Genomic DNA, 26,626 nt, shown 5'->3' on the forward strand with positions numbered 1-26,626 from the left:
CAATCGAACTACCCCCGACAGGGGTAAACCGCATTCGCGACAATCTCCCCATGCCCACACACCACCTCCCCCGCCTCTCCATGCTTGATCTGGTTGCCGTCCGCGAAGGCGGCACGGTGGGGCAGGCCTTGCAAATCGCTTTGCGCACAGCGCAGCATGCGGAGGCGCTGGGTTTCGAGCGCTACTGGCTGGCGGAGCACCACAACATGCCGGGGATCGCCAGTTCTGCCACCGCTGTACTGGTGGGCCATATTGCAGGCGGCACCGATCGCATCCGGGTCGGGTCAGGCGGCATCATGCTGCCCAACCATGCGCCGCTGGTCGTGGCTGAAGCGTTTGGCACCTTGGCGGAGCTGTACCCGGGTCGCATCGACCTCGGCCTGGGCCGGGCCCCCGGTACAGACCAAGCCACCATGCGCGCCCTGCGCCGCAACAAAGTCGAACACGAAGACGATTTCCCGCGCGACGTGGCCGAGCTGCAAGCGCTTCTGGCGCCCCTGCAACCGGGGCAAAGGTTGGTCGCCATGCCCGGTGCGGGCACGCAGGTACCCATCTGGCTGCTGGGCTCCAGCCTGTATTCGGCCCAACTGGCCGGCCACTTGGGGCTGCCTTATGCGTTCGCATCCCACTTCGCACCACGCTATCTGCACCAGGCGATTGCGATGTACCGCAGCCTGTTCAAACCGTCAGCCTCACTGGCCAAACCACATGTGATGGTGGGGGTGCCGCTGGTCGCGGCGGAAACGGACGAAGAGGCCGAGCTGCTCGCCAGCAGCATTTACCAGCGAGTGTTGGGCATCCTGACCGGGCAACGCGGGGCCCTGCCTCCGCCCATGCCGCAATTCCTGCAACAGTGCCCGCCCGATGCGCGGGCCGCCATCCAGGACTTTCTCGGTGAATCCGTGATCGGCGGACCGGACACCGTTGAGCAAGGCCTGCTGGCGATGGCAGACGCCACTCATGCCGACGAGCTGATGCTGGTCTGCGACATCTATGACCCCGCCTTGCGCCTGCGCTCACTCGACATTGCCGCGCACGCCATGCGCCGTGCTGCCGAAGACAGTGCGAAAGTCAGGGACGCCGCACCGGCAATGGGATGAACTCCGTCTCGCCCGGCACAGTAGGGAAGCGCTGCGCCTCCCAATCGTCCTGGGCCTGCAAAATGCGTTCTTTGCGGCTGGACACGAAGTTCCAGACCATGAAGCGGTGCCCCAGTGGCGCACCGCCCAGCACCATCAGGCGTGTGGCTTGCGCAGCATAGATGACCGGCTCCGAGCCTTCCTCCAACACCAGCATCTGCCCGCTAGGCAGCAATGCGCCGTCTACTGACACGTCCACGTCCACGCTGTAAATACCCCGCTCCACGGCGGCGGCAGGCACCGTGACCGAAGCACCGGCCTCCAACTCGATCGCCAGATACAAAGTAGGCGAAAGAGTCGCAACCGGTGAACTCACCCCGAACGCGCTGCCCACCAGCACGCGAACGGTGGCGCCCGGCAGGGTCACGACCGGAATGGCGCTTGCAGGGGTGTGGGAAAAGGCGGGCGCATCTTCTTCGTGCTCCGCCGGGAGCGCGGCCCAGAGCTGAAAGCCGTGGCTATTGCGGCTCACGTCCCGCAGGTCATCGGGGGTGCGCTCGGAGTGCACGATGCCACGGCCCGCGGTCATCCAGTTGATGGCGCCGGGCTCTATGCGTTGCACCACCCCGGTCGAGTCGCGGTGCATCATGGCGCCTTCAAACAGATAGGTCACCGTCGCCAGCCCGATATGGGGGTGCGGGCGCACGTCATGGTTGTCTCTCGGGTGGGCAGTCACCGGGCCGAAGTGGTCAAAAAACACAAAAGGTCCAATGGCCTGGCGCTGTACCGAAGGCAAGACACGCCGAACGGTGAAGCCGCCACCCAAATCGTGGGCACGGGGGATGATGGGAGTCGACATAAGCATCCTTGAGCTGAGGCACTAAAGCCGCATGGGTTTGCAGGCATTCTGCCCCAGCATGCAATGGTTTGCTGCAATAAGCGCTTGCTCTGCTACAGTGCTTCGCCTGAGCATGAACACCTATACCGTCCGCGAATTGCGCCACACGATGGAGCGCTGGAACTCCGAGTACGCACTGGTACTCGATGAGGCACACGCCAGCAATTTGCAGCGCACCCGATTGCTCAGCCCGTTGGCAGCGGCACTGAATGGTTTTTTTGCGGTGCTGTTTCTCTGGATGGCCCTGAGCGCCCCGGACGACGACCCTGCCTACCGATGGAAACTCTGGCAGCTTTTGACCCACACCGGCATGGGGGCGGCCTTTGCCTTGTGCGCCTGGGCCTGTCGCCCGCTGGAGCACCGTCACCGGTCCTGGTCGGGACGCTGGTTGCCGGTTCTGGCCATGGCGGTGTGCATAGTCTTTGCCATGCTGATCACTGCCATCGACCAATGGGTTACCCCGGCCATTACCCCGTTTTTCATCGCCTGTATCGTGACCAGCCTCACGATCTACCTGCGCCCCCATGTGGCAGCCGCCTTGTTTGGTGTGGCCTTTGTGCTGTTCAGTACCCTGATCGGCATGACGCAGCACAACCCGGAGATGCTGCTGTCCAACCGCATCAATGGCTTGGCTGTGTGCGTGATCGGGTTCTGCCTGTCGGTGCTGATGTGGCGCAAATTCACCACTATTGCGGTACAAAAGCATCAGTTAGAGAAGGCCCACACCGAATTGCAGCTCAAACAGCGCGAGCTGGAGCGGCTCACCCGCCAGGACGGCCTGACCGGGCTGTTCAACCGCAACACGTTTGTGGAGCTCAGCACCAACGAGCTTAAACGCGCCAAACGGCAAGGCAGCGCCACCACCATCCTTCTGCTGGACCTGGACCATTTCAAGCGCATCAATGACACCTGGGGCCATCCTGCAGGTGACGTTGTACTGCGGCATGTGGCGCAGACCATGGTGAACTCGGTGCGCAGCACCGACCTGGTGGGCCGCCTGGGTGGCGAAGAATTTATCGTCCTGCTGCCCCACACCACCGCGGAGGCCAGCCGCAAAATCGCTGAAAAAATCCGACAGCGGCTGGAAGTCAGCGACATTCGCTGGGAAGGCAAGCGCATCGCAGTGACCGCCAGCATCGGCCTCTCGGGCACCACCGCCGAAGAAAGTCGGGAGTTCGACAGCCTCTACACCGAGGCCGACAAGGCGCTCTACCTCGCCAAGCAGCGGGGTCGCAACCGGGTGATTTGACCCCGGCGCGCCAGCGCCATCGGAGTCCTCAAGGCGCTTGTCACATCCATGCTGGGATAATCGGGCCCACATGGCACTTATTACTCTTCTTGACGCCCAGCTGGCATTCGGGCACGTCCCTCTCCTCGACCACGCTGATTTCTCCCTCGAAACGCAGGAGCGCGTCGGCCTCATCGGCCGCAACGGCGCCGGCAAGTCTTCCATGCTCAAAATTCTGGGCGGTATGGAGAAACCTGACGACGGTACCCTGCAAGTACAGACCGGCACCCGCATTTCCTATGTGGCACAAGAGCCGCAACTCGATGCAGACGCTACGATTTTCGTAGCTGTTCGCGCAGGTCTGGAGCGCGTTATCGGCCTGATTGAGCAATATTGCGCGGGCGAAGGCGATCTGGACGCCATGCAAAGCGAGATCGAAACGCTGGACGGCTGGAACTGGGAGCAGCGGGTCAACGAGACCCTGCAACGCCTGCACCTGAACCCCGAGGCTATCGTCAACTCACTCTCCGGCGGTACCAAAAAGCGCGTGGCCCTGGCCCAGGCGCTGGTCGCCCAGCCTGATGTGCTGTTGCTGGACGAACCTACCAACCACCTGGACCTGGACTCGATTGAATGGCTGGAAGGCCTGCTCAAGGAATTCAAGGGCTCCATCATCACCATCACCCACGACCGCTCTTTCCTGGACAACGTGGCCACCCGCATCGTCGAGCTGGACCGCGGCAAGCTGATGAGCTACCCCGGCAACTTCGCCGCCTACCTGACCCAAAAGGAAGAGCAACTCGCGCAAGAGGCGGTCATCAACGCCAAGGCCGACAAGCTGCTGGCCCAGGAAGAGGTTTGGATCCGCAAGGGCGTGGAAGCGCGCCGCACCCGTGCCACCGCCCGCATCAACCGCCTGCAAGAGCTGCGCGCCACCCGTGAAGCCCGCCGCGAAGTAGTGGGCAGCGTGAACATGGACGTCAACAGCGGCGACAAAAGCGGCAAGCTGGTGTCCGAGATGGTGCATGTGAGCAAGACCTTCGGCGACCGCATGATCGTGAAGGACTTCACCGCCACCATTCTGCGCGGCGACAAGATCGGCCTGCTGGGTCCGAACGGCGCGGGCAAGACCACCTTGCTGAAGCTCATATTGGGCGAGCACCAACCCGACCCGGCACCGGCCAATGCGCCCAAGCCTGAACCCGGCCACAGCCCGTGGGGCACGGTGCGCCTGGGTGCCAACGTCACGGTGGCCTACTTCGACCAGATGCGCAATGCACTGGACCTGGATGCGACGCTGGAAGACTTCATCAGCCCCGGCTCGGAGTGGATCGAGATCGGTAACCAGCGCAAGCACGTCAAGAGCTACCTGGGCGACTTTTTGTTCTCACCGGCCCGCGCCACCTCACCGGTGCGGTCCTTGTCGGGTGGCGAGCGCAACCGCTTGCTGCTGGCGCGCCTGTTTGCCCGCCCGGCCAACGTGCTGGTGCTGGACGAACCCACCAACGACCTGGACATCGACACCCTGGAGCTGCTGGAAGACCTGCTGCAAAGCTACGACGGCACCGTGTTCCTCGTCAGCCATGACCGGACCTTTCTGGACAACGTGGTCACGAGCACTATTGCCTACGAAGGTGATGCCAAGTGGCGCGAGTACGAAGGCGGCGTGAGCGATTGGCTGATACAGACCAAGCGCGCCAACGACATTGCTGCCGCGCAAGGGAAAACCACGGCCAAGCCCTTCAACTACGAGCGCGAGCAGCTACAAAAACAGGAGCAGGCCACTGCCAAGGTCAGCGCCACTGCGCCTGCAGCCCCGGCACCTGCCAAGGCCCGCAAGCTGAGCTTCAAGGAGCAGCGCGAGCTCGATGGACTGCCTGCCGCTATCGCGGCCCTGGAAGCCGAGCAAAAAGACATTGCCGATGCGCTGGCCGACGGCAGCCTATTCGCCAAAGACAACGCCCGCGCACTCGCCTTGAGCGCGCGCAATGCAGAGATCGACGAAGCGTTGATGGCGGCGCTGGAGCGCTGGGAAGAACTGGGCAAGCCGGCTTAAAGCGCGGGCCGCCCGGTGAAGTGCAGCAGGGTGCGCACCAGGTGGTCAATCTCGAAGGGTTTGCCCACGTGGTCGTTCATGCCGGCGGCCAGGCAGGCCTCTCGGTCTGAGGCCATGGCATTGGCCGTCATGGCGATCACGGGCAGGTTAGCAAACACGGGCATGGTGCGCAGGGCACGGGTAGCTTCGTAGCCATCCATCACCGGCATTTGCACATCCATCAACACGGCCTCAAAGGCGTCGGGTTGGGCGGTGAGCAGTTCCACAGCGAGCTGCCCGTTGTCGGCCAGAGTGACCTCGGCGCCTTCCTGCTTGAGCAGGCCCTTGGCCACCAGCTGGTTGATCTTGTTGTCTTCCACCACCAACAAGCGCATGCCGTCCAGACGCTTGGGTTTGTTGACCGCTTGCGGGGCGGCAGGGTTGACGCCGGTGGCGGCCTTGGCGCTCGCCGCCTGCGCATCCATGACCGCGTCCAGCAGCATGGAGGCCGTCACCGGCTTGACCAGAAAGCCATTCAGCAAAGCCTGCTCGTCCGCAGTGCGCTCTGCCATCATGGCGCGGCCGTTGGCGCTCACCATCAGGATCAGCGTGTCGCCCCCCGGCATCGCGGCACGGATGCGACGGGTGGTCTCCCAACCGTCCCAATCGGGCATGCGCCAGTCCATGAAAATCACCTGGTAAGGCTTGCCGCCGCTCTGTGCAGCCTGCACACGCTCCAGCGCTTGCGGGCCGCCCTCTGCCACATCCACGTCCCAGCCCAGCGAGCGGGTCATGGTGGCCAAAAGCGCGCGGGCGACCGGGTTGTCGTCCACCACCAGCGCCTTCTGGGCTGCCAAGGGGTGGCGCTGCACCATCGCTGCCGGCCCTACAGCTGCAGACGGAGCGATCTGCAGGGGAACGGTAAAGTGAAAGTTGCTGCCCTCGCCCGGCACGCTGTCCACTTCGAGGGTGCCGCCCATCAAGCCCACCAGGCGCTGGCAGATCGCCAGCCCCAGGCCGGTGCCACCGAAGCGGCGGGTCGTGGATGCTTCAGCCTGGGAGAAGCCGCTGAAGATGTGGGCCTGGTTTTCGCTCGCGATGCCGATGCCCGTGTCAGATACGGCGAACTCCACAAACGCTTTGGCACCATTGGTAGCTTTGAGGCGCAGGCGGATCACCACCTCACCCCGTTCAGTGAACTTGACGGCATTACCACCGAGGTTGATCAGCACTTGCTGCAAGCGCATGTCGTCGCCCACCAGGGCATTGGGCACGTCAGTACCCACATCAAACAAGACCTCAATGGTCTTGGCGCCCACATTCGCAGAAAGAATGACGGACAGGTCGCGTAGCAGCTGGTCAGTGCGGAAGGGGCGCGGGTCCAGTGTCATCTTGCCGGCCTCGACCTTGGAGAAATCCAGAATGTCGTTGAGCAGGCTCAGCAGGGATCGGGCGGCGCTGGCGGTGTTGTGGGTGTAGCTACGCTGTTTGTCGGTGAGCTCGGTGCCTTCCAGCAACTGCAGCATGCCCAGAATAGCGTTCATGGGCGTGCGCAATTCGTGGCTCATGTTGGCCAGAAACTGGCTCTTGGCCAGGCTCGCCTGCTCCGCCGTGTGGCGGGCTTTTTCAGCAGCCAGTTTGGCTTGCTCCAGCGCTGCGCGGCTGCCCTCACGCTCGCGCACCAGCACGGCGGTCTGGTTGAACATGGCCACCAGACTCTGGATTTCGGCAGGGGCCCCCTCGATCACGAGCTTCTCGGTTTCACCACTTCCGGTGCCCAAAGTCTGTACGACTTCACGCAGTTTCTGGAGCCCTCCCAGCCAATGGTTCAATGCCCAGCGGATCAGTAGCAGGCCTACGACCAGGCTGGCCAGCCCCACACCCAGCACCAGCACGCTGATAGACCACAAATCTTCAGCCACGAGATCGGCGTCGAACTCTAGGCGGAGCAAGCCGTAGTCTTTACCGCCGACGGAGACAGGCCGGTTCACATCGTCCAGGCGCAACTTCACCCAGTTGGAGATGAATTTCGGGGGGTGTCCGTCGGCTGGGGCCTTGCTTTTGGCCAAAACAATAGCGCCGCTGGTGTCCTTGAACATGGCGCTGGCAAAGGCGGAACCCTGCACGCCTTTTTCGAGAATGCGTTTGACGGTGTCGTAATCGCCGATCACCACACTGTCTTGCACAGACTGCGCCACTACTTCGATCAGCATGACGGAAGAAGCTTGCGTTTCCTCGATCTGCTTGCGGAACTCGTAGCTGATAAAAGCCGCCAATCCGCCCGCCACGAACAGCAGAAGGGTGGCGGTGTAAATCGCGAAGACGCGATTGGTCAGGGTGGCGGGGGTGATGCGGTCCAGAAGTCGTGCAGGCATGGGTGAGAAGCAGTTTTCTGGAGGCCCTGAAGGGGACGATCAGCGCAGGTTGGGAGGAGCCGTTTTGTAGAAGTTGCGATAACTGACGTATTCGCTGCCATTAGACGCCACAAAGCTGGCATCGGGCAACAGACCGACCAGATTGCCCGAGGCCGCAAGGATCTTCACACCCTGCACGTCTTTGCCCATGTCGGCAAAGGCCTTGGCCACCGCCTTCAGGTCTTTCTCGGGCACATTCTTGGAGGCCATGAGGGCCAGGTCATACAAGGGATCAGACTGCCAGAGCACACGTATCTTCTTGCCCTCCCGCTTGACCCAACCTTCGGTCAGCTGGGAGTTGGCGCCTACCGCTTTGACACGGCCACTGGCCAACTGCGCAAAGGCCCCGTCCATGTTGCCGCCGAACACCACCTCGACCGGAATGTTGCGGTTCAGCAGTTGGGCGTAACTGAACTTGTAGGCTACCAAGGCCTCCGGGCCGGGGAAGGCCACCGATTGGTTGGCGAGTTGCTCCAGCTTCTGATAAGGCGAATCCGCCAGAACCACGATCTGGCTGTGGATGGGCGGCGTTTGCCGGCGGCCGAAAACCTTCCAGCCAAGGTGGTCGCGGTCGGGGCTGAACAGGTGGTTGGAAAACACAAACTCCACTTCATTGGCAAGCACATAGGCCGTGGTGTCCGCCGAAGTGCGGCCGATTTTGAGCTGCAGTTTCACGCCGCTCTTGGCAGTGATGTATTCAATGATGGGGTTCCAGTAGCGGGCGGTGAGCTCCAGGCCGTACTGGTTCACCGGGGAAAAGCGGTAGACCGGAGCTTCCTGCGCGAGTGAGGGGGTTGCGGCTGCTAGAGCCAGGGTGGCGGCTGCGAAAGACAGCCATTGGCGACGATGTTGCATTGTTACTCCACGACGTGTTGTTATCGGCAGTTTCACCGCGCCACTGTAACCGGCGCGCAGGCTACACGATGCCACGGGCCTGCAGGTCTTGTATTTGACCTGCATCAAGCCCCAGCTCTGTCAGCACCACCTGCGTGTGTTCGCCCAAAGCGGGCGGCGGGTAGCGCAACTGCACGGGGGCCGCCGACAGGCGGATCGGACTGGCAACGGTACGGATGCTTTCGTAACTTGCATTTGCTATGGTTTCAGGAGCTGCTCGCGCATATTCCACGCGCGCCACGGGTTGATTTTGCACCAAACTCCGGGCTTGTACTTGGGGGTCCGCAAAGGCGCGTGCGAGCGTGTTGATGGGCCCGCAAGGTACGGCCTTGTCTTCCAGCAAGGCAATCCACGCATCGGTGCTGCGGGTGCGGGTGACCTCCATCATCAGCGGGATCAGCGTGGAGCGGTTTTCAACCCGGCGGGTGTTGGTGGTGAAACGCGGATCCTGCGCCCACTCGGGGCGGCCAGCGGCCTGGCAGAAGCGGGCAAACTGGCCATCGTTGCCAATGGCCAGCAGCATGGCTCCGTCCAGCGTGGGGAAGTCCTGATAAGGCACCAGGCTGGGGTGGGCGTTGCCCATGCGCTGGGGCTCGGCACCGGTGTTGATGAAACCGGCTGCCTGGTTGGCGAGAATAGCCATGCCCACATCCAGCAGCGCCATGTCGATGTGCTGGCCTTCGCCGGTGCGGTGGCGCATTTCCACTGCCGCGAGGATGGCGCTGGTGGCATAGATGCCGGTAAACACATCGGTAATGGCCACGCCCGCACGCTGTGGGCCGCCACCGGGCTCACCATCGGCCCTGCCGGTGATGCTCATCATGCCGCTCATGGCCTGGATCATCAGGTCGTAACCCGCCCGTTCGGCGTAGGGCCCGGTCTGACCGAAACCGGTGATGGAGCAGTAAATCAAGCGGGGGTTCAGAGCCTTGAGGCTGGCGTAATCCAAGCCGTAGTGGGCGAGGCCACCCACCTTGAAGTTTTCCACCAGGATGTCGCTCCGGACTGCCATCTGACGGATTAACGCCTGTCCCTCTTCCTTCGCCATGTCGATGGTGATGGAGCGCTTGTTCCGGTTGCAGGCGGTGAAGTAGGTTGCATCTTGCGTGGGCCTGCCATCCGCCCCCGGCATGAAGGGCGGGCCCCAATGGCGGGTGTCGTCGCCGGCGACAGGTCGCTCCACCTTGACGACATCCGCCCCCATATCGGCCAGCATCTGGGTGCACCAAGGGCCCGCCAGCACCCGGGAGAGGTCCAGAACTTTGAGGTGGGAAAGTGCGCCTTGGGGAGTGTTGGGAAGGGTCATACCGGCTTCAGTGCATGGAATGGCCCATGGTAGCCTGTGCGGCCGGTTTGACAGGGTCGATTTCACCCGTAAAATTCGCACCTGAAAACGATTTCAAATGAGAATAATGCAAGGACACCCCGTGACCGCTCCCGAGACATTCCCCCTGCCCCCTTTTCCTTCCGATTTCCGCTGGGGCGTCGCCACCAGCTCTTACCAGATTGAGGGCGCTGCCGCCCAGGACGGGCGCGCACCCTCCATCTGGGACACCTTTTCCAAAACACCCGGCAAGGTGGTGAACGGTGATACCGGTGATGTGGCCTGCGACCACTACAACCGCCTCGAGTCCGACCTCGACATGATCCAAAGCCTGGGCGTGGACAGCTACCGCTTCTCGATCGCCTGGTCCCGCGTGCAGCCTCTGGGCTATGGCGCCTGGAACGAAAAAGGACTGGACTTCTATGAGCGCCTGGTAGACGGCTTGTTGAAGCGCGGCATCGCCCCGTTTGCCACCCTCTACCACTGGGACCTGCCCCAAGGCTTGCAGGACTTGCAACAGGGCTGGGAAGCCCGCGACACCGCCTACCGTTTTGCCGACTACGCCCAGCGCATGGGCAAACTCCTGGGCGACCGCGTAGCCAGCATTGCCACCCACAACGAACCCTGGTGCACCGCCACCCTGGGTTACGACCAAGGCGTGTTTGCCCCTGGTAAGAAAGATGTGCCGGCCATGCTGCGCGTCTCGCACAACCTGCTGCTCTCGCACGGGCTTGCTCTGCAGGCCATGCGCGCTGTAGGCGTGAAAGCGCCGTTGGGGATTGTGCTGAACCAGTCGCCCACCACGGCGGCCACCGACAGCCCGGCAGACCAGGCCCGCGCCCAGCGCGAGTACGACCGCTTTGTGCGGTGGTACATGGACCCCATCTTCAACAAGGCTTACCCCCAAGGCCCTGAGCTGGCGCAACCCGACAACATCGAGGACGGTGACTTCGACATCATTGCCCAGCCCTTGGATTTTCTGGGTATCAATTACTACACCCGCATCTGGGCCAGCACCAGCACACCACCGGTGCCCGCGCCAAACAAGGATGGCGTGTCCGACATGGGCTGGGAAAACTACGCGCAGGGCCTCTCGGACCTGCTGCAAGGCATTCACCGCGACTACACCCTGCCTCCCATTTACATCACGGAAAACGGATTTGCGGAGGCCGACAAGGTGGTCGATGGCCGCGTGAACGACCCGGGCCGCCAAGCCTATATGCAGACCCACTTGAAGGCGCTGCTCGAGGCCATGGACGCGGGTGTGGATGTGCGTGGCTTCTTTTACTGGAGCCTGATGGACAACTTTGAGTGGGCCTGCGGATACGACAAACGTTTCGGACTGGTGCATGTGGACTATGCCACCCAGCAGCGAACCCTGAAGGACAGTGCCCTGCGCTACCGGGCGTTCATCGCCAGGCAGCGCAAGCGCTAAACAAAAAAAGGCCCTCGGGCCTTTTTTTCCGTCTGCCGTTGGGGACCTACTGACTCAGGCCTGCCTCAAGCCTGCCACTTCCGGGTGGTCTCGCGCACCATGAGCTCCAGCGGGGGCAACTGCACCGCTTCTGCGGGGTAGCCCATCATGTCCAGCAGCATGCGGGCCGCATAGAGGCCCACCTCGTACACCGGCTGGCGCACGCTGGTGAGCGGCGGGGTCATGAAGCTGGAGGTGGGCATGTCGTCAAAGCCGACGAGTGACACGTCTTCCGGCACCCGCAGGCCCCGCTGGTAGAGAGCAAGCCGCGCGCCCAGTGCGGTGTCGTCATTGGCGCAAAAGATGGCGGTGAATGAAACCCCGCTCTCGATCAAACGCTGCACTGCGGCATGGCCGCCTTTGTCCGTAAAGTTGCCGCGCACCAGCAGGCGCGGGTCCGGCTCCACGCCGGCCTCCGCATGGGCCTCCAGATAACCCAGGTAGCGGCCTTGCGCATCGGCGCGATTCTCGACACCGGCAATGTGGGCAATGCGGGTGTGCCCCAAGGCCAGCAAATGGCGGGTGGCCAGATAGCCACCGAACTTCTGGTCCACATGGATGGAGCGCAGGTTGGGCCCTTCCAGATCGCGCTCAGTAATCACCACCGGCTGTTGCTTGGCCACGTCCAGCACGTCCTCGTCGGCAATGTCACTGGTCAGGATGATGACGCCATCGACGCGGCGCGAGGTCAGCAGCTTCAGGCTGGCCACGTCGGTCTGGGCATTCCAGTGACCGCTCACGATGATGGGAGAGTGGCCGCTGGCCTCCAGCCCCACCTCGATGCCCTTGAGCGCACGCGAATAGAACTGGCTTTCAATGGACTGGGTGAGCACCCCCACCGTCATGGTGATGCCGGTCTTCAGGCTGCGGGCAAAGATGTTGGGGCGGAACTTGAGCTGGGCGATCGCCGCTTCTACCGCTTCGCGTTTGGCCGGGGCTACACGGGCTGTGCCGTTCAGGATGCGGGAGACAGTGCTTGGGGAAACCCCCGCCACGCGGGCCACGTCCAGCAGCGTTACAGGTTCGCTGTTGGAGGGGGAGGCGAAGGTGGTGGTCATGCGGGTTCAGGCAGGTGGTTCAGACCCGCCGGAGTTTATGCGATGCCCACCGCGGCCGCACTGACACGGGCCGCTAGCGGATATCAGTTGGCGAACGCGGCAATGCCCGTTTGGGCCCGGCCCAAGATCAGGGCGTGGATATCGTGCGTACCTTCATAGGTGTTGACCACCTCGAGGTTCACCAAATGGCGCGCCACCCCGAACTCGTCGCTGATGCCGTTGCCACCCATCATGTCGCGGGCCATGCGCGCAATGTCCAAGGCTTTGCCGCAGGAGTTGCGCTTGAGGATGGAGGTGATTTCCACCGCCGCCGTGCCTTCGTCCTTCATGCGACCCAAGCGCAGACAGCCTTGCAGGCCGAGCGCGATTTCGGTTTGCATGTCGGCCAGTTTTTTCTGAATGAGCTGATTGGCGGCCAAGGGGCGACCGAATTGTTTGCGGTCCAAGGTGTATTGGCGGGAGCGGGTCCAGCAATCTTCAGCCGCACCCAGTGCACCCCAGGCAATGCCATAGCGCGCACTGTTCAAGCAGGTGAACGGGCCCTTGAGTCCACGGATCTCGGGGAAGGCGTTTTCTTCGGGCACAAACACACCGTCCATCACGATCTCGCCGGTGATGCTGGCGCGCAAGCCCACCTTGCCGTGAATGGCCGGAGCCGACAGGCCCGCCATGCCTTTTTCCAGTACAAAGCCACGGATGGGGCCGACCGCTCCGGCCTCGCTGACCTCTTTGGCCCAAACCACGAACACGTCGGCGATCGGGCTGTTGCTGATCCACATCTTGCTGCCAGAGAGCTTGTACCCGCCTGCCACTTTTTGGGCACGGGTGGCCATGCTCTGGGGGTCGGAGCCATGGTCGGGTTCGGTCAGCCCGAAGCAACCTATCCATTCGCCGGTGGCCAGTTTGGGCAGGTACTTCTGGCGCTGGGCTTCGGTGCCGAACTCAAAAATGGGCACCATCACCAACGAGGACTGCACGCTCATCATGCTGCGGTAGCCACTATCAACCCGCTCAACTTCGCGGGCGATCAGGCCATAGGCCACGTAGTTCAGGCCGGGGCCGCCGTATTGCTCGGGAATCGTGGGGCCCAAAAGACCCAACTCACCCATTTCCCGGAATATGGCGGGGTCGGTGCTGCCGTCCCGGAAGGCTTGGGTCACGCGGGGGAGCAACTTGTCCTGGCAATACGCAGCGGCGGCATCGCGCACCATGCGCTCGTCATCAGAGAGTTGGCTGTCCAGTAAAAAGGGGTCTTGCCAATTGAAGGCGGCGTGGCTCATGAAGTGCTCCGGCAGAAGTGAGGAATGCGGGATCGTAGCCCCTGCTTAGTGCCTGTGCAAGCAAGCGTTTTGCACACAGGCATGCATTTAACTCATTTTTAAATCCAAAAAAACGCGATTTTTGACGCTTTGACGCCGATGTATTGCGTGCGATGCATACCTATGACATAGTCCGCGCCAATTTGGAGAGCAATTCCATGGGCAACAGCAGCACCACGACAACAGCACCTGAAGTGCGCAAACCAGTCACCATCTTCGGCCCGGATTTCCCGTTCGCGTTTGACGACTGGATCGCCCACCCCGACGGGCTGGGCCAGCTACCCGAACATCGGCTCGGTGAAGAGGTGGCCATCGTCGGCGCAGGCATGGCCGGCATGGTCGCCGCCTACGAGCTGATGAAGATGGGCCTCAAGCCGGTAATTTATGAGGCGTCCAAGATGGGCGGGCGGCTGCGCTCGCAAGTCTTTGAAGGTACGCAGGATGTGGTGGCGGAACTGGGCGGCATGCGCTTTCCGGTCTCGGGCACCGCGTTCTACCACTACGTCCACCTGCTGGGCCTGGAGACCCGGGACTTCCCCAACCCCCTGACGCCCGCTTCGGGCAGCACCGTCATCGACCTGGAGGGCAACACCCACTACGCGCGCAGCCTGCAAGACCTGCCGCCGATCTTCAAAGAGGTGGCGGACGCCTGGGCCGAGGCACTCGAAGACGATGCCCGCTTCAGCGACATGCAAAACGCCATCCGCAACCGGGATGTGCCGGCACTCAAGCGCATGTGGAATGCGCTGGTGCCGCTTTGGGATGACCGCACGTTTTACGATTTCATCGCAAACTCCAAGGCGTTTGCCAAGCTGTCCTTCCATCACCGGGAAATCTTCGGTCAGGTGGGTTTTGGCACCGGCGGTTGGGACTCGGATTTCCCCAATTCCATGTTGGAAATACTGCGGGTAGTCCTGACCAACTGCGATGACAACCAGCGGCTCATCGTCGGCGGGGCCGACCAGGTGCCTCACGGCCTCTGGCGCCACGCCCCGACCCAGCTGGCGCACTGGCCGGCAGGCACTACCTTGCAAAGCCTGCACAGCGGCGGCACCCGTGCGGGGGTAGCCGCTATTGCCCGCGCCGCTGATGGCCGACTCGCCGTCACCGACACCTGGGGCGACACGCACAACTACAACGCGGTGCTGACCACCTGCCAGAGCTGGCTACTCACCACCCAGATTGCGGTCGAAGAATCGTTGTTCTCGCACAAGATGTGGATGGCGCTGGACCGCACACGCTACATGCAATCCAGCAAGACCTTTGTCATGGTGGACCGGCCATTTTGGAAAGACAAAGACCCGGAAACCGGCCGCGATGTGATGAGCATGACGCTCACCGACCGGCTGACCCGCGGCACCTACCTGTTTGATAACGGGCCGGACAAACCGGCCGTGATCTGCCTTTCGTATGCCTGGATGGGGGACGCACTCAAGATGCTGCCGCAGACCCCGGAGAAACGCGTCAAGCTGGCCCTGCAGGCCCTCAAGAAGATCTACCCCAAGGTGGACATTGCCAGCCACATCATCGGCGACCCAATTTGCGTATCCTGGGAGGCGGACCCCTACTTTCTGGGAGCCTTCAAGGGCGCATTGCCCGGGCACTACCGCTACAACCAGCGCATGTACGCCCACTTCAAGCAGGACGGACTTCCGCCCGAACAGCGCGGCATCTTCATCGCCGGGGATGACGTCTCGTGGACACCCGCTTGGGTGGAGGGGGCTGTGCAAACGTCCCTGAACGCGGTGTGGGGCATCGTGCAACATCTGGGCGGTCACACCCATGCCGCCAACCCCGGCCCCGGTGATGTGTTCGACACCCTGGGCCCGATTGCGCTCCCCGATTGACTACCATGCGCGCACCTCTGAAATTGGCACTGTGGCAATGTGCCCCCGCTCCGCTGGATGTGCCGGGCAATCTGGCCCGACTGGAAGCTGCAGCCCGCGAGGCCGCCGGTGCAGGAGCACAACTCTTGGTGTCCCCCGAAATGTTCATCACGGGTTACGCCATTGGCGCGCCGGCCGTGCAGACCCTGGCCCAAGCGGCAGACGGCGCTTGGGCCGACGCCATGGCCGGCATTGCGCAACGCCACAAACTGGCGTTGGTGTACGGCTACCCCGAGCGCGGCGCACACGGCCGCGTGTACAACGCAGCCCAATGGATCGATGCGTCAGGCCTGCGCTGCCTGAACTACCGCAAGGCCTATTTGTTCGGCGAGCTCGACCGCAGACAATTTTCAGCTGAAGCGCAGAGCGCCCGAACCTTCGACTTCCATGGCTGGAAGGTTGGCATGCTGATTTGCTACGACGTGGAGTTTCCCGAAGCCACCCGCGCACTCGCGCTTGCAGGCGCAGACCTGATTGTGGTGCCGACGGCCAACATGGCGGAGTACGACTTTGTGGCCCGCTCGCTGGTGCCGGTGCGCGCTTATGAGAATCAGCTGTTTGTAGCCTACGCCAACTTCACCGGCCCCGAGGGCGCACTGCAATACGGTGGTTTGAGTGTGGTTGCCGGGCCTGATGGCGAGACCCTGACACAAGCCGGTCGTGAACAGGCGCTGGTGTTTGCCACTCTGGACGATGAGCGGCTCACTGCCGCCCGCAATGCCGTGCAGCACGTTCGAGACCTGACGGCCCTCCACAACCCACCGACTTAGCCCGCCCCATGCGACGAAAAATACCTGCCACCCAAGCCTTGCTATGTTTCGAGGCTGCGGCGCGCCACGAAAGTTTCACCCGCGCGGCCCAGGAGCTGTCGCTCACCCAAAGCGCCATTTCGCGGCAGATCACCACGCTCGAAGAGTTGGTGGGCATGGCACTGTTCCGCCGCACGCGGCATGGCGTGGCGCTGACCTCTGCGGGCACGCGCTACGCCACCCAAGTCGCGTCCTGGCTGCGCGGGCTGGAGCAGGACACCCTGGACCTCATGTCCACCCGTGGCCATGGTGGCGCGGTGCAGTTGGCCAGCGTTCCCACCTTTGCAGCGCGTTGGCTCCTGCCGCGCTTGCCCGACTTTCATGCCAAGCACGCCAATACGGTCGTGCACATTGAAACCCGTACCCGCCCGTTTCTGTTCAACGACACCTCGTTCGACGCAGCCATCTTCGCCTGCACCGAATTACAAATCCGCCATTGGGCAGGCACGCGCTGCTATCCGCTTTTGCAAGAACAGGTGGTTGCAGTGTGCAGCCCGGCCTTGTTGCGCGGGCGCAAGGCATTGAGTGCGGCAGAAGTGGCTTTGCTGCCCCTGCTACAACAAAGCACCCGGCCCGACAGCTGGCAAAGCTGGTTCTCGGCGCAAGGTATTGAGGCGCCCAACGCGTTTGCCGGGCCGCGTTATGAGCAGTTTTCCATGGCTTCGTCCGCTGCCGCATGCGGAATGGGCGTGGCCTTGGTGCCACGCCTGTTGATAGAGGCAGAGCTGGCCCGGGGAGAGCTGGTGCTCGCGCACCCTGCGCCGCTGCCCGGTGAGCGGCACTACTACCTGGTGCTCCCGGAAAACACCGAGGCCGGCCCCGCCGTGGAGCTGTTCAGCGAATGGCTCCAGTCAGTGTGCTCTCCCGCAGCGCTCTAACGCACAAGAAAAAGCCGCGGGCAACGCTGCGCCGCGGCTCCCGAAGAGAGTCTTCAGGTTAGCGTGCCGCTCAGGGCTGGCGCACGATCACTGGCTGGATGTTGAACAGGTGTGCACTGCCGGGCTCCACACCGACCTTGACCCAGTGCAGGCTGGGGCTGCCGAATGTTTGCAAACGGGTCAGGTTGGGCAACAACTTGCTGGGGCTGTACAGGGGTTTGTCCACTTTGAAGAAATGGGTGTCGCCATGCACAAACAGCACCTGGCCTTTGTAACTTTCGGTTTGCTTCACGACCGCAGCCATAAAGTTGCGGTAGCCGCTGAACTGGGGCAACTCGCTTTCGTCGGTCTCTTCGGTCTCAGGCCAGTCAAAGCCGGGGTCGGCCTGGATGACCAGCACAACGCCTTCGGCCTTGTCTGCCTTGGCCTTGGCGAAGGTGGACTCCAGCCACTGAATATTGGCGGCATCGCGCTCCAGATATTCCGCATTCGAGGCATCACACTGTGCGGCATTGCGTGCACTTTTCGCAGTGCATTCCTTGGCGCTCATGATCACGTTGTTGTTGCTGCCAGGCACGTTGATGCCGGCGAACACCACCGGGCCGTAGCTGAAGCGGGTGTTTTCTACATATTTCTCACCAAGCTTGCCCTGGTGCTCCAAGGGCAGCGTAGCCTGACCCAAGCTCGCAGCTGAAGGGAACATCACCTTGCGCAGGTGAGCCAGGCGCTCGAGTGCATCAAATCCGCCGTTATTGGTGCGGTGGCAATCGGTCCATTCGTTGTCGCCAGGCACATAGACCACGGGCTTCTTCATGCTGCCGAACATCTTGAGCGCATCGACGTAGATGTCGTCAGTGCATTTGGAGCTGCCGTCCTTGATGTCGCCGTCATACACGGAAAACGCAATGTCCGAGGCGTTGATGCTGTTCAGCACTGCGGGCAGCTTGCTGTCGTCTCCGGCTTTTTTGTAGGGCATGTCACCCCACAAACCGAAGCTGTAGCTGTTGTTGGGAGTACCGGGCGCAGTGGCGCAGGCAGTCAGGCTGGCAGCAATCGCCAGAGCGCTTAAAAGACGGATAGACATGGAGAACTCCGGAAAAGAGGGACTAGGCAAGGCGCTGCGGCACGCGACCGCACGGCACTTGCTCAATGTCCGCGCTTTGCGTGACAACGGTGTGACAGGCGCAAGACAAGTTGCGCCCCAAAACCGTGACAGCACGCACCATCGCTGCACCCCAAGCCGGTGCAAGGCGGCCGACAAACGGGCGGTTTTATGGTGCAAACCCCTAGTTACAGCGTGGCACGTGGATTGCTAGCATGCATACCATGACTTGACCAAACGGTCAGTTTTTTAAGGAGTTGCCAGCGTGTCCACCCCCTCTTCTTCTCCCGCCGACGTTCGTGCAGGCCGCCTAGCCACCGAGGAATACGCCAAACGCTTTGCCGACGCCACCCCGCGCTTCACGGCGTCGCAAGCCCTGCTGGAAGCCGAACGCTGCCTGTATTGCTATGACGCCCCCTGCGCTACCGCCTGCCCCACCAGCATTGATGTGCCGTCTTTCATCAAGCGCATTGCCGATGGCAACCTGCGTGGCTCGGCCCAGACCATTTTGGACAGCAATCCCTTGGGCGGCATGTGCGCCCGCGTCTGCCCCACCGAGAACCTGTGCGAAGCCGTCTGCGTGCGCAACACCCAGGAAGACCGGCCCGTGGCCATCGGCCGCCTGCAGCGCCACGCCGTCGACGCGTTGATGGAAAGCGCCAAGCCCCAGGTCTTTACACGCGCTCCCGCCACCGGCAAAAAGGTGGCTGTGGTGGGCGCAGGGCCTGCAGGCTTGGCCTGTGCCTACACCCTGGCCCGCCAAGGCCATGACGTCGTGGTGTTTGACGCCAAGCCCAAAGCAGGCGGCCTGAACGAGTACGGTTTGGCCAGCTACAAAACACCGGATGACTTTGCCCAACGCGAAGTCCAGTGGCTGCTGAGCATCGGCGGCATCACCATCCAGAACAACTGGAAGCTGGACACCGTGGCGCAACTCGAAGCCCTGCGCAAAGACTATGCGGCCGTATTCCTCGGCATGGGTCTGTCTACCACCCAGCAACTGGGCGTGCCCGGCGACAACTTGAACGGCGTGCAGGACGCGGTGGACTTTATCGCCACCTTGCGCCAGACAGAAGACCTCTCCACCTTGCCGGTAGGCCGCCGTGTGGTGGTCATCGGTGGCGGCATGACTGCGGTGGACGCCGCGGTGCAAAGCAAGCTGCTGGGCGCTGAAGAGGTGCACATCGTTTACCGCCGCGGACAGGAGAGCATGTCCGCATCCACCGCCGAGCAGGAATGGGCGCAGACCAACGGCGTGACCATCCACCACTGGTTGGCTCCGGTCGAGGTGATCGGCGAAGCCGGTCACGCCACCGGCGTGACCTTCGCGCGCCAAGCCTTGGTCAACGGAAAGCTGAGCGCTACCGGAGGCACCACCACCTTGGCGGCTGACATGGTGCTCAAGGCCATCGGCCAGAAGCTGGGCAACCCGGTGTTGGCCGAGAGCGGCCTGACCCTGAAGGACGGCCGCATCGCCACCGATGAAGCCGGCACCACCAACTTGAAAGGCGTGTGGGCCGGCGGCGACTGCCGTGCCGGCGGACTGGACCTGACGGTCGAAGCCGTGGAGCACGGCAAGCAATCCGCCCACGCTATTCACGCCTTCATCACCGCCTAACGGGCGCTACGCATTCCGGAGAAACACCATGGCCAATTTAGAAACCACATTTGCCGGCGTCAAAAGCCCCAACCCCTTCTGGCTCGCCTCTGCACCGCCTACCGACAAGGCCTACAACGTCAACCGCGCCTTCGAGGCGGGCTGGGGCGGCGTAGTCTGGAAGACACTGGGCGAAGCCGGCCCACCAGTTGTCAACGTGAACGGCCCACGTTACGGCGCGTTGCTGTCCGCTGACCGCCGGCTGAACGGCTTTAACAACATTGAACTGATCACCGACCGCGACCTGGAGCTGAACCTGCGCGAAATCACCGAAGTGAAGCGCAACTGGCAGGACCGCGCCATGATCGTCTCACTCATGGTGCCCTGCCAGGAAGAGAGCTGGAAGGCCATCCTGCCCCGCGTGGAAGACACCGGCGCCGACGCCATCGAACTCAACTTCGGCTGCCCGCATGGCATGAGCGAGCGTGGCATGGGCGCTGCCGTAGGCCAAGTGCCCGAGTACATCCAGATGGTGACCGAGTGGTGCAAGCACTACAGCAAGCTGCCCGTCATCGTGAAGCTGACGCCCAACATCACCGACATCCGCAAACCCGCCCAAGCCGCCAAGCGCGGCGGCGCAGACGCGGTGAGTTTGATCAACACCATCAACTCCATCATGGGCGTGGACCCCTACACCCTGACCATGTCGCCCAGCACCGGTGGCAAGGGCAGCCACGGGGGCTATTGCGGCCCGGCCGTGAAGCCGATTGCGCTGAACATGGTGGCCGAGATCGCCCGAGACCCCGAAACCGCCGGCCTGCCCATCAGCGGCATCGGCGGCATCGGAACCTGGCGGGACGCGCTGGACTTTATTGCCCTGGGCTCCGGTACGGTGCAGGTGTGTACTGCGGCCATGGTGTACGGCTTCAAGATCGTGCAAGAGATGGAAAGCGGTCTGTCGAACTACATGGACGAGATGGGCTTCAAGAGCGTGGGCGAGATCGTGGGCAAAGCCGTGCCCACCGTGTCGGACTGGCGCTACCTGAACCTGAACCACGTGAGCAAGGCCGTCATCAACCAGGACAACTGTATTCAGTGCGGCCGCTGCCACATTGCCTGCGAAGACACCAGCCACCAGGCCATTACCTTCGAGAAGGACGGCAAGCGCCACTTCGAGGTGAAGGAAGACGAATGCGTGGGCTGCAACCTGTGCGTGACGGTGTGCCCCGTGCCGGACACCATCAGCCTGCGCGATCTGGCAGTCGGTGAGATGGACCTGCGCACCGGCAAGCCGGTGAGTGGCGTGCACGCCGACTGGACCACCCATCCCAACAACCCCATGCGGGTCAATGCCTGAACGGACTTGTAAGGGCGGCACTTAGGCATGAAAATCGCTTCTGCCGCCCTGTTTCATTGCGCAAAAAGCTATTAATTTAGGAGCAACCATGAGCACTCTGTTTATCCGTGGCGGCACTGTCGTCAACGCCGACCGCGAGTTCAAAGCGGACGTCATCACCCAGGACGGCAAGATCATCGCCGTGGGTGAGAACCTCACCGCTCCTGCGGGCGCCACGGTGGTGGACGCGGGCGGCCAGTACGTCATGCCCGGCGGCATCGACCCGCATACCCACATGCAGCTGCCGTTCATGGGTACGGTGACCATGGACGACTTCTTCACCGGCACCGCGGCCGGTCTGGCAGGCGGCAACACCACCATCATCGACTTCGTGATTCCCGACCCCCAGGAAAACATTCTGGGCGCCTACAAGAAGTGGCGCGGTTGGGCCGAAAAGTCAGCGTCGGATTACTCTTTCCACGTCGCCATCACCTGGTGGAGCGAACAGGTGCGCAAAGACATGGGCACGCTGGTCAATGAGGAAGGCGTCAACAGCTTCAAGCACTTCATGGCCTACAAAAACGCCATCATGTGCGACGACGAAACACTGGTGAACAGCTTCAAGCGCTCCCTGGAACTGGGCGCCATGCCCACCGTGCACGCCGAGAACGGCGAGCTGGTCTACTTGCTGCAAAAGACCGTCTCCGAGATGGGCATCAAAGGGCCTGAAGGCCACCCGCTCTCCCGCCCACCCATGGTGGAGGCCGAAGCCGCCAACCGGGCCATCGCCATTGCCGATGTGCTGAATGTGCCCATCTACGTGGTGCACGTGAGTTGCGTGGAAGCGGCAGAAGCGATTGCCCGTGCCCGTGCCCGCGGCCAGCGCGTGTATGGCGAGGTATTAGCCGGCCACCTGGTGCTGGACGACAGCGTTTACCGCCACCCTGACTTTGCCACCGCCGCGGCCCACGTGATGAGCCCGCCCTTCCGCCCCAAGGGCAACAGCGAGTTCTTGTGGCGCGGCCTGCAAAGCGGAAATTTGCACACCACCGCCACTGACCACTGCACCTTCTGCGCTGCGCAAAAAGTCGCAGGCAAAGACGACTTCACCAAAATCCCGAACGGCTGCGGCGGCGTCGAAGAGCGCTTGGCCGTGATCTGGGACGAAGGTGTGAACACCGGGCGCCTGACGCCTTCCGAGTTTGTGGCGGTCACCTCTGCCAACACGGCCAAGCTGTTCAACATCTACCCGCAAAAAGGTAGCGTGAGCGTGGGAGCCGATGCCGACCTGGTGGTGTGGGACCCGGCAGGCACCAAGACCTTGTCGGTGAAAACGCAGTTCAGCAAGGGCGACTTCAACATTTTCGAAGGTCGAACCGTCAAAGGCATTCCAAGCCACACCGTGAGCCAGGGAGAGCTGGTCTATGTGCAAGGCGACTTGCGCGCCGTGCAGGGCAAGGGCCGCTACATCAAGCGGGCACCGTTCAGCTCCAACTTTGCGGCCAGCAAACTGCGCGCAGACACCTTGGCCCCCACCGCCGTCAAGCGCTAAAGGAAGCACCATGACTACCGACACCCACATCGACACCGTGCTCGACATCTCCAACATCCGCATCAACGGAGAACGCCTCTGGGCCTCGCTGATGGAGCTGGCGCAGATCGGCGCAACACCCAAAGGCGGTGTGTGCCGCTTGACGCTGACCGATCTGGACAAACAAGGCCGCGACTTGGTAACCCGCTGGGCGCGCGAGGCGGGCATGACGGTCACCATCGACAAAATCGGCAACGGCTTCATGCGCCGGGCAGGCCGCAACAACAGCCTGCCGCCTATCATGACCGGCAGCCACATCGATACCCAACCCACTGGCGGCAAGTTCGATGGCAACTACGGCGTATTGGCGGGCATTGAGGTGGTGCGCACCCTGAACGACTTGGGCATTGAAACCGAGGCCCCCATCGAAGTGGCCTTCTGGACCAACGAAGAAGGCTCGCGCTTTGTCCCGGTGATGATGGGCTCGGGTGTGTTCGCCAAAGCCTTCACGCTGGAGCATGCCTATGCCGCCACCGACACCGAAGGTAAGAGCGTCAAGGGGGAACTGGAGCGCATCGGCTACATCGGCGACCAGGAACCCGGTGACCACCCCATCGGCGCCTACTTCGAGACGCACATCGAACAAGGCCCGGTGTTGGAAGACAACGACGTGACGATTGGCGTGGTCAGCGGCGTGCTGGGCATCCGCTGGTTTAACTGCACCGTGACCGGCATGGAAGCCCACGCCGGCCCCACACCCATGGCGCTGCGTAAAGACGCGATGCTGGCCGCCACGCGCATCATGCAAGACGTGGTGGCCGCTGCCCACCGCCACCCGCCCCATGGCCGTGGCACCGTGGGCATGGTGCAGGTGTTCCCCAACAGCCGCAACGTCATCCCCGGCCGCGTGAAGTTCAGCATCGACCTGCGCAACAGCACCGACGCGCTGGTGGACCAGATGGCCGACGAGGTAAAAGCCTTTGCCGCCAAAGTGGCACAAGAACACGGCGTGGACGTGAAGATTGAAATGGTGTCCAGCTACAACGCGATTGCATTCCATGACGACTGCGTGGAAGCCGTGGGCCGCGCCGCCAAAAAGCTGGGCTACAGCAACATGCCCGCCGTCTCAGGCGCCGGCCACGACGCGGTCTACATGGCCAAGCTGGCCCCCAGCGGCATGATTTTCATCCCCTGCAAGGACGGTATCAGCCACAACGAGATTGAAGATGCCAAGCCGGAACACATCACCGCAGGGTGCAATGTGTTGCTGCATGCGATGTTGGAGAGGGCGAAGGTGGTTTGATCGCCAAACGGATCTAATGCCGAACTGACGGGCGCTAAGGGCAAATCCGCCTTAGCGCCCGCATTCATTGCGCGAGTAGCTCCTAAAACAGGAGCACTTTAATTCTGTATATGTCTCAAGGCGCCGGCGCCTTGAACGCAAACGCAAAGAAGGCCGCACCGCCCAGGCACACGAAGGCGGCGATGTAGTTCCACGCGAACTTCTCTTTCAGCACCAACACTGCAAAGCCGACAAAGACGCTGAGCGTCACCACCTCTTGCATGATCTTGAGCTGGAAGCCGGAGAACACGCCGTAACCCAATCGGTTGGCGGGCACCGCAAGGCAGTACTCAAAAAACGCGATGCCCCAAGACACCAAAATCACGCGCCACAGCGGCCAGTCGTGGCCGAACTTGAGGTGCCCGTACCAGGCATACGTCATGAAGATGTTGGACGCAACAAGAAGTAGAAAAGTGCTCATGCGGCATTGTCTCCGAGGCTGGGCAAACAACCCTTCGTAGGCAAATTTGGGTGATCACGAATATCATGGGACCGACTTCATGAACCCCCATCCATCAGACCCCACATGACCGACTCCTCCCCTTACGTGCCACCCAAGGTTTGGACCTGGGACAAAGAAAATGGCGGCGCGTTCGCCAGCATCAATCGCCCGATTGCCGGCCCCACGCATGACAAAGAATTGCCCGTGGGCAAGCACCCGCTGCAGCTGTATTCGCTGGGCACACCCAATGGCGTGAAAGTGACCATCCTGCTTGAAGAGCTGCTGGCCCTCGGCCACACGGGTGCCGAGTACGACGCCTGGCTGATCAACATCCGCGACGGCGACCAGTTCGGCTCCGGCTTTGTGGACGTGAACCCCAACTCCAAGATCCCCGCCTTGCTGGACCGCAGCGGGCCCGAGCCCTTGCGCGTGTTTGAGTCGGGCTCCATCCTGCTGTACCTGGCTGAAAAGTTCGGCGCCTTTGTGCCCAAAGACATTGCAGGCCGCACCGAGACGCTGAACTGGCTCTTCTGGCAGATGGGCAGTGCGCCCTACCTGGGTGGCGGTTTCGGGCACTTTTATGCCTACGCGCCCACCAAGATTGAATACGCCATAGACCGTTTTGCCATGGAAGTGAAGCGCGAACTCGACGTGCTGGACCGGCGCTTGGCCGACCACGAATACCTGGCGGGCAGTGAGTACACCATTGCCGATATGGCGGTCTTCCCCTGGTACGGCGGGCTGGTCAAGGGCTGGGCTTACGGCGCTGCCGAGTTCTTGAGCGTGCACGAGTACCAACACGTGATGCGCTGGGCAGACCAGCTCTACGCCCGCCCGGCCGTGAAGCGCGGCCGCATGGTGAACAAGGTGACCGGCGAACCTTCAGAGCAAGTGCGCGAGCGCCACGACGCCAGCGACTTCGACGGCAAGACCTTGGCCTAGAGCCCTGCGTCCCCGGCTTGCCAGCCGTTCAACTGGCTGAGCAAGCTGGCTTTCAGGTCGGCATTGGCAAAGCTGGCCGCGATAGACGTGCGCGCCACTGTGGCGGTGACTGCATCGGTCCAGCCAAAGGTGTGCCGGCACAGCGCGTACTCGCCCACCAAGCTGGCACCCAGCAGCGCAGGGTCATCGGTATTGAGTGACACCGGCACGCCCGCTTGGCGCAGGCGCTCAATGGGGTGAACGTCTATCGACGGGTACACACCCAGCACCAGGTTGGAGGTGGGGCACACCCCCAGTGGGATCTGCTTTTCTGCGAGCAGCTGCACCAATGCAGGGTCTTCAATGGCGCGCACACCGTGGTCTATGCGGTCCGCGCCCAGCAGCTCCACCGCATCCCGCACGCCCTCAGGCCCGCTGGACTCACCGGCATGCACGGTGCGGCGCAAGCCTGCGGCACCCGCCTTGCGGAAGGCCTCGGCAAACCGGGGGCCGGTGCGGCCGGCAGCGGCTTCGTTGCCATCGACCGAGAGCGCCACCACGCGCGGGTGGCGCAAGGCCACCAGGGTGTCCACCAGCTCGATGGCTTGGTCTGCTGTTTGCGTGCGCAGCAGGCTGACGCACAGGCCCACACCCGGCAGGCCATCCTGCTCGGCGGCGGTGAAGCCCGCGTCGATCGCGTCCAGCATGGGGCCCAGGCGGCCATGCCATGCGTGCCAGTGGGTGGGGTTGAAGATTACATCGGCATAACCGGTGCCGTTGGCCGCCAGCCGCTGACTCAGGCCGTAGCTCAGCTCCACCAGGCGGTCTTGCGTGCGGGCGAGTCCACAGGCCAGATCCAAGAAACCCAGAAAGTCCGCCAGCCCCGAGAACTTGAACAAATCCTCTTGCGGCCGGGGCAGCGTCACGCCCTCTGCGCGGGCCCATTGGGCGATCAAGCTGGCCTCAAAACAACCTTCCAGGTGCAGATGGATTTCGGCCTTGGGCAAGGCCTTGAGGCGGGCATTTTCAGGGGCGTGGAGCGATGTCATCGTGCGATCT

The 26,626-nt window shown here is 62.5% G+C and carries 21 protein-coding genes; 12 read left to right on the forward strand and 9 right to left on the reverse strand.

The window, feature by feature from the left end; all coding sequences use genetic code 11:
- Nucleotides 1–50 precede the first annotated feature (50 nt).
- The gene (locus tag ACOAP0_RS09465; RefSeq protein WP_498376175.1) at nucleotides 51–1,100 is read left to right on the forward strand and encodes an LLM class flavin-dependent oxidoreductase; all 1,050 of its coding nucleotides are present in this window, start codon (nucleotides 51–53) and stop codon (nucleotides 1,098–1,100) included.
- Here ACOAP0_RS09465 and ACOAP0_RS09470 read toward each other — a convergent pair.
- The gene (locus ACOAP0_RS09470; RefSeq protein ID WP_498376176.1) at nucleotides 1,072–1,938 is read right to left on the reverse strand and encodes a pirin family protein; all 867 of its coding nucleotides are present in this window, start codon (nucleotides 1,936–1,938) and stop codon (nucleotides 1,072–1,074) included. The two genes, ACOAP0_RS09465 and ACOAP0_RS09470, sit on opposite strands and share 29 nt — an antisense overlap.
- A gap of 112 nt (nucleotides 1,939–2,050) precedes the next feature.
- On the opposite strand from ACOAP0_RS09470, the gene ACOAP0_RS09475 reads away from it, so the two are divergent.
- Both ACOAP0_RS09475 and ACOAP0_RS09480 read left to right on the forward strand, forming a co-directional pair.
- Nucleotides 2,051–3,226, forward strand: a complete 1,176-nt coding sequence (locus ACOAP0_RS09475; protein ID WP_498376177.1) for a GGDEF domain-containing protein — start codon at nucleotides 2,051–2,053, stop codon at nucleotides 3,224–3,226.
- A gap of 70 nt (nucleotides 3,227–3,296) precedes the next feature.
- The gene (locus tag ACOAP0_RS09480; RefSeq protein ID WP_087495594.1) at nucleotides 3,297–5,261 is read left to right on the forward strand and encodes an ATP-binding cassette domain-containing protein; all 1,965 of its coding nucleotides are present in this window, start codon (nucleotides 3,297–3,299) and stop codon (nucleotides 5,259–5,261) included.
- Here the strand turns inward: ACOAP0_RS09480 and ACOAP0_RS09485 are convergent.
- From ACOAP0_RS09485 to ACOAP0_RS09495, 3 genes are all read right to left on the reverse strand, one after another.
- Nucleotides 5,258–7,615, reverse strand: a complete 2,358-nt coding sequence (locus ACOAP0_RS09485) for a hybrid sensor histidine kinase/response regulator (RefSeq protein ID WP_498376179.1) — start codon at nucleotides 7,613–7,615, stop codon at nucleotides 5,258–5,260. The two genes, ACOAP0_RS09480 and ACOAP0_RS09485, sit on opposite strands and share 4 nt — an antisense overlap.
- A gap of 39 nt (nucleotides 7,616–7,654) precedes the next feature.
- Nucleotides 7,655–8,509 carry a phosphate/phosphite/phosphonate ABC transporter substrate-binding protein gene (locus tag ACOAP0_RS09490; protein ID WP_498376180.1) on the reverse strand — a complete coding sequence of 285 codons (855 nt, stop codon included), beginning with the start codon at nucleotides 8,507–8,509 and terminating at the stop codon, nucleotides 7,655–7,657.
- 61 nt (nucleotides 8,510–8,570) lie between these two features.
- Nucleotides 8,571–9,854 carry a CaiB/BaiF CoA transferase family protein gene (locus ACOAP0_RS09495; protein WP_498376181.1) on the reverse strand — a complete coding sequence of 428 codons (1,284 nt, stop codon included), beginning with the start codon at nucleotides 9,852–9,854 and terminating at the stop codon, nucleotides 8,571–8,573.
- A 121-nt stretch (nucleotides 9,855–9,975) separates the two neighbouring features.
- Here ACOAP0_RS09495 and ACOAP0_RS09500 point away from each other — a divergent pair, with 121 nt between their 5' ends.
- On the forward strand, nucleotides 9,976–11,307 hold the full coding sequence (locus ACOAP0_RS09500; protein ID WP_498391392.1) for a GH1 family beta-glucosidase: 1,332 nt from the start codon (nucleotides 9,976–9,978) through the stop codon (nucleotides 11,305–11,307).
- A gap of 65 nt (nucleotides 11,308–11,372) precedes the next feature.
- Here the strand turns inward: ACOAP0_RS09500 and ACOAP0_RS09505 are convergent, their stop codons facing one another.
- A complete protein-coding gene (locus ACOAP0_RS09505; protein WP_087495599.1) occupies nucleotides 11,373–12,404 on the reverse strand; it encodes a LacI family DNA-binding transcriptional regulator in 1,032 nt (343 codons plus the stop codon).
- A gap of 83 nt (nucleotides 12,405–12,487) precedes the next feature.
- Nucleotides 12,488–13,684 carry an acyl-CoA dehydrogenase gene (locus tag ACOAP0_RS09510; protein WP_498376183.1) on the reverse strand — a complete coding sequence of 399 codons (1,197 nt, stop codon included), beginning with the start codon at nucleotides 13,682–13,684 and terminating at the stop codon, nucleotides 12,488–12,490.
- 197 nt (nucleotides 13,685–13,881) lie between these two features.
- On the opposite strand from ACOAP0_RS09510, the gene ACOAP0_RS09515 reads away from it, so the two are divergent.
- The 3 genes from ACOAP0_RS09515 to ACOAP0_RS09525 are packed head-to-tail and all read left to right on the forward strand — an operon-like array spanning nucleotide 13,882 to nucleotide 17,296.
- A complete protein-coding gene (locus ACOAP0_RS09515) occupies nucleotides 13,882–15,570 on the forward strand; it encodes a flavin monoamine oxidase family protein (protein ID WP_498376184.1) in 1,689 nt (562 codons plus the stop codon).
- A 5-nt stretch (nucleotides 15,571–15,575) separates the two neighbouring features.
- The gene (locus ACOAP0_RS09520; RefSeq protein WP_498391393.1) at nucleotides 15,576–16,379 is read left to right on the forward strand and encodes a carbon-nitrogen hydrolase family protein; all 804 of its coding nucleotides are present in this window, start codon (nucleotides 15,576–15,578) and stop codon (nucleotides 16,377–16,379) included.
- An 8-nt stretch (nucleotides 16,380–16,387) separates the two neighbouring features.
- A complete protein-coding gene (locus ACOAP0_RS09525; RefSeq protein WP_498376186.1) occupies nucleotides 16,388–17,296 on the forward strand; it encodes a LysR substrate-binding domain-containing protein in 909 nt (302 codons plus the stop codon).
- A gap of 70 nt (nucleotides 17,297–17,366) precedes the next feature.
- Here the strand turns inward: ACOAP0_RS09525 and ACOAP0_RS09530 are convergent, their stop codons facing one another.
- Nucleotides 17,367–18,380, reverse strand: coding sequence for a hypothetical protein (locus tag ACOAP0_RS09530; protein WP_498376187.1), 1,014 nt, complete (start codon nucleotides 18,378–18,380; stop codon nucleotides 17,367–17,369).
- 283 nt (nucleotides 18,381–18,663) lie between these two features.
- Between ACOAP0_RS09530 and ACOAP0_RS09535 the strand changes: the two genes are divergently transcribed.
- The 4 genes from ACOAP0_RS09535 to ACOAP0_RS09550 all read left to right on the forward strand — a co-directional run bounded on the left by ACOAP0_RS09535 (nucleotide 18,664) and on the right by ACOAP0_RS09550 (nucleotide 24,165).
- Nucleotides 18,664–20,016, forward strand: a complete 1,353-nt coding sequence (locus ACOAP0_RS09535; RefSeq protein ID WP_498376188.1) for an NAD(P)-dependent oxidoreductase — start codon at nucleotides 18,664–18,666, stop codon at nucleotides 20,014–20,016.
- A gap of 28 nt (nucleotides 20,017–20,044) precedes the next feature.
- On the forward strand, nucleotides 20,045–21,352 hold the full coding sequence (gene preA, locus ACOAP0_RS09540) for an NAD-dependent dihydropyrimidine dehydrogenase subunit PreA (RefSeq protein WP_498376189.1): 1,308 nt from the start codon (nucleotides 20,045–20,047) through the stop codon (nucleotides 21,350–21,352).
- 88 nt (nucleotides 21,353–21,440) lie between these two features.
- Nucleotides 21,441–22,883, forward strand: a complete 1,443-nt coding sequence (gene hydA / locus ACOAP0_RS09545) for a dihydropyrimidinase (RefSeq protein WP_498376190.1) — start codon at nucleotides 21,441–21,443, stop codon at nucleotides 22,881–22,883.
- A 10-nt stretch (nucleotides 22,884–22,893) separates the two neighbouring features.
- A complete protein-coding gene (locus ACOAP0_RS09550; RefSeq protein ID WP_498376191.1) occupies nucleotides 22,894–24,165 on the forward strand; it encodes a Zn-dependent hydrolase in 1,272 nt (423 codons plus the stop codon).
- 115 nt (nucleotides 24,166–24,280) lie between these two features.
- Here the strand turns inward: ACOAP0_RS09550 and ACOAP0_RS09555 are convergent, their stop codons facing one another.
- Entirely contained in the window at nucleotides 24,281–24,625 is a 345-nt protein-coding gene (locus ACOAP0_RS09555; RefSeq protein ID WP_498376192.1) for a DMT family protein, read from the reverse strand.
- Nucleotides 24,626–24,730: 105 nt separating this feature from the next.
- Here ACOAP0_RS09555 and yghU point away from each other — a divergent pair, with 105 nt between their 5' ends.
- Nucleotides 24,731–25,588, forward strand: a complete 858-nt coding sequence (gene yghU / locus ACOAP0_RS09560; RefSeq protein WP_498376193.1) for a glutathione-dependent disulfide-bond oxidoreductase — start codon at nucleotides 24,731–24,733, stop codon at nucleotides 25,586–25,588.
- On the opposite strand, the gene add is transcribed toward yghU, so the two are convergent.
- Nucleotides 25,585–26,616 (reverse strand): adenosine deaminase, encoded by a 1,032-nt coding sequence (add, locus tag ACOAP0_RS09565; RefSeq protein WP_498376194.1) that lies wholly within the window; start codon nucleotides 26,614–26,616, stop codon nucleotides 25,585–25,587. The two genes, yghU and add, sit on opposite strands and share 4 nt — an antisense overlap.
- Nucleotides 26,617–26,626 lie beyond the last annotated feature (10 nt).

The organism is Curvibacter sp. Hmag1.1, assembly GCF_059769165.1.

What these genes read in the sequence shown, in the direction of transcription:
- ACOAP0_RS09465 (WP_498376175.1), top strand. Translation starts at nt 51, where the DNA reads ATGCCCACACACCACCTCCCCCGCCTCTCCATGCTTGATCTGGTTGCC.
- ACOAP0_RS09470 (WP_498376176.1), bottom strand. Translation starts at nt 1,938, where the DNA reads ATGTCGACTCCCATCATCCCCCGTGCCCACGATTTGGGTGGCGGCTTC.
- ACOAP0_RS09475 (WP_498376177.1), top strand. Translation starts at nt 2,051, where the DNA reads ATGAACACCTATACCGTCCGCGAATTGCGCCACACGATGGAGCGCTGG.
- ACOAP0_RS09480 (WP_087495594.1), top strand. Translation starts at nt 3,297, where the DNA reads ATGGCACTTATTACTCTTCTTGACGCCCAGCTGGCATTCGGGCACGTC.
- ACOAP0_RS09485 (WP_498376179.1), bottom strand. Translation starts at nt 7,615, where the DNA reads ATGCCTGCACGACTTCTGGACCGCATCACCCCCGCCACCCTGACCAAT.
- ACOAP0_RS09490 (WP_498376180.1), bottom strand. Translation starts at nt 8,509, where the DNA reads ATGCAACATCGTCGCCAATGGCTGTCTTTCGCAGCCGCCACCCTGGCT.
- ACOAP0_RS09495 (WP_498376181.1), bottom strand. Translation starts at nt 9,854, where the DNA reads ATGACCCTTCCCAACACTCCCCAAGGCGCACTTTCCCACCTCAAAGTT.
- ACOAP0_RS09505 (WP_087495599.1), bottom strand. Translation starts at nt 12,404, where the DNA reads ATGACCACCACCTTCGCCTCCCCCTCCAACAGCGAACCTGTAACGCTG.
- ACOAP0_RS09510 (WP_498376183.1), bottom strand. Translation starts at nt 13,684, where the DNA reads ATGAGCCACGCCGCCTTCAATTGGCAAGACCCCTTTTTACTGGACAGC.
- ACOAP0_RS09515 (WP_498376184.1), top strand. Translation starts at nt 13,882, where the DNA reads ATGGGCAACAGCAGCACCACGACAACAGCACCTGAAGTGCGCAAACCA.
- ACOAP0_RS09520 (WP_498391393.1), top strand. Translation starts at nt 15,576, where the DNA reads ATGCGCGCACCTCTGAAATTGGCACTGTGGCAATGTGCCCCCGCTCCG.
- ACOAP0_RS09525 (WP_498376186.1), top strand. Translation starts at nt 16,388, where the DNA reads ATGCGACGAAAAATACCTGCCACCCAAGCCTTGCTATGTTTCGAGGCT.
- ACOAP0_RS09530 (WP_498376187.1), bottom strand. Translation starts at nt 18,380, where the DNA reads ATGTCTATCCGTCTTTTAAGCGCTCTGGCGATTGCTGCCAGCCTGACT.
- preA (WP_498376189.1), top strand. Translation starts at nt 20,045, where the DNA reads ATGGCCAATTTAGAAACCACATTTGCCGGCGTCAAAAGCCCCAACCCC.
- hydA (WP_498376190.1), top strand. Translation starts at nt 21,441, where the DNA reads ATGAGCACTCTGTTTATCCGTGGCGGCACTGTCGTCAACGCCGACCGC.
- ACOAP0_RS09550 (WP_498376191.1), top strand. Translation starts at nt 22,894, where the DNA reads ATGACTACCGACACCCACATCGACACCGTGCTCGACATCTCCAACATC.
- ACOAP0_RS09555 (WP_498376192.1), bottom strand. Translation starts at nt 24,625, where the DNA reads ATGAGCACTTTTCTACTTCTTGTTGCGTCCAACATCTTCATGACGTAT.
- yghU (WP_498376193.1), top strand. Translation starts at nt 24,731, where the DNA reads ATGACCGACTCCTCCCCTTACGTGCCACCCAAGGTTTGGACCTGGGAC.
- add (WP_498376194.1), bottom strand. Translation starts at nt 26,616, where the DNA reads ATGACATCGCTCCACGCCCCTGAAAATGCCCGCCTCAAGGCCTTGCCC.